Source organism: Rossellomorea vietnamensis (genome assembly GCF_008180615.1).
Lineage (GTDB): Bacteria > Bacillota > Bacilli > Bacillales > Bacillaceae_B > Rossellomorea > Rossellomorea vietnamensis_D.
Window position 1 is genome coordinate 1 of the sequence record NZ_VTEH01000037.1, and the last position, 1,249, is coordinate 1,249.

Annotated in this window: 3 protein-coding genes; all 3 read right to left on the reverse strand. The window is 41.7% G+C overall.

Translation table 11 applies throughout. The features are described 5' to 3' along the window. Positions 1-354, reverse strand: a 354-nt coding sequence (locus FZC79_RS22800) for an ATP-binding protein (protein ID WP_148948895.1), incomplete at its 3' end; no start/stop codon positions are given. Then, entirely contained in the window at positions 347-895 is a 549-nt protein-coding gene (locus FZC79_RS22805; protein WP_252183449.1) for a Mu transposase C-terminal domain-containing protein, read from the reverse strand. The genes FZC79_RS22805 and FZC79_RS22800, both read right to left, overlap by 8 nt. Positions 896-1,006: 111 nt before the next feature. Further along, on the reverse strand, positions 1,007-1,249 hold a 243-nt coding region (locus tag FZC79_RS22810), incomplete at its 5' end, for an ATP-binding protein (protein ID WP_148948897.1).

Genomic DNA, 1,249 nt, shown 5'->3' on the forward strand with positions numbered 1-1,249 from the left:
GCCTTTCATCAATTCGATTTCACGATGTAATTGGCGCTTGGCATCACCTCTGTAGAACTTTGCTTCGAGGCCCAACTGTTCTAACATTCCTTTATAGAAGTGACGTGGTGTCAACTTAGAATCTGATAAATAGATCAGCTTGAAATGCGATGGATCTAGTTGATCTGTAAATCTGCGAATAGCTGTCGTTTTTCCAAGCCCGCACTCACCAGTCATGATAGCGAAAAGCTGACGTTCTGCGGCATAGTTCAGTCGTCCAATAATCTCTTCGAGCTGAGTAGATTCATATAGTTCAGTCGTTGGAATGCTGCGAGAAAATGGCGTATGGCGCATCTCAAAGAAGGACTCAAACATGACTCGTTCCCCCTTTGCTGATATGACGGAAACTCACGGCCGGGACAGAAGGTATAATGGCGGCAGCCTTTCTTGCCTGGTTAGGTTTTTTAGCTCCCTGAAGAAGTCTTGAAGAACCGGCAGGTTCCTTTATCATCTTCTCCGGAAGAGATGGTCTTTTTCCTGTTCTCTCTGAAATCACCATTCTTTTTGCTTTCCAACTATCAAAACCCGGATAATCTACGGTTAATTCAGTAGTGTCTTGAGGGTCATAGGTAATTTCAACTTTACATCCAACGAAATTGATACCTACTTCATATTTTTCATCCTGAAAACTAATGCAGCCAGCTTTATCGACTTTCCTTGTTTCTGAATGCAGGAATGCGTGAGCGAGCTCTTCTGCAGAAACGTGACGAATGGGCGTACCTTCACTGCGATAAGCTTCTAATGGTGTGATGTTTTTCTCTAAAGCTGAGTGCGGCTTATGAAGATAACGCTCATCAAGCCATACACCTAACCATTGATTTAACGCTTCAATTGTTTGAGGGTTTTCTAGTTTCACCTCGTTTAAAAACTCTTCGAATGTGCGATTAAAACGTTCTACTTTACCAGTCGATTCAGGCGAGTAAGGACGGGCTGTGACCGTCAAGTAGAATGATACAATTTTTGCTGATTAATTTGAGACACTTTGTTCACCAAAAATTGTTTTTCGATGTTTCATTCTCCAACTATCATCATTTAAATGAACTATTTCCACTCGATGTAAGATCCGGTCCAATATAGCTGTCGTGATGGCTTGGTCGCCCAATAGCTCCCCCCATTCTTTAGGTCCTTTATTAGATGTAAGTATAATCGAGGATTGATTATAAAGGTTGTTAATGAGGTGGAAGAACATGTTAGCTTCCTGTTTATCCAT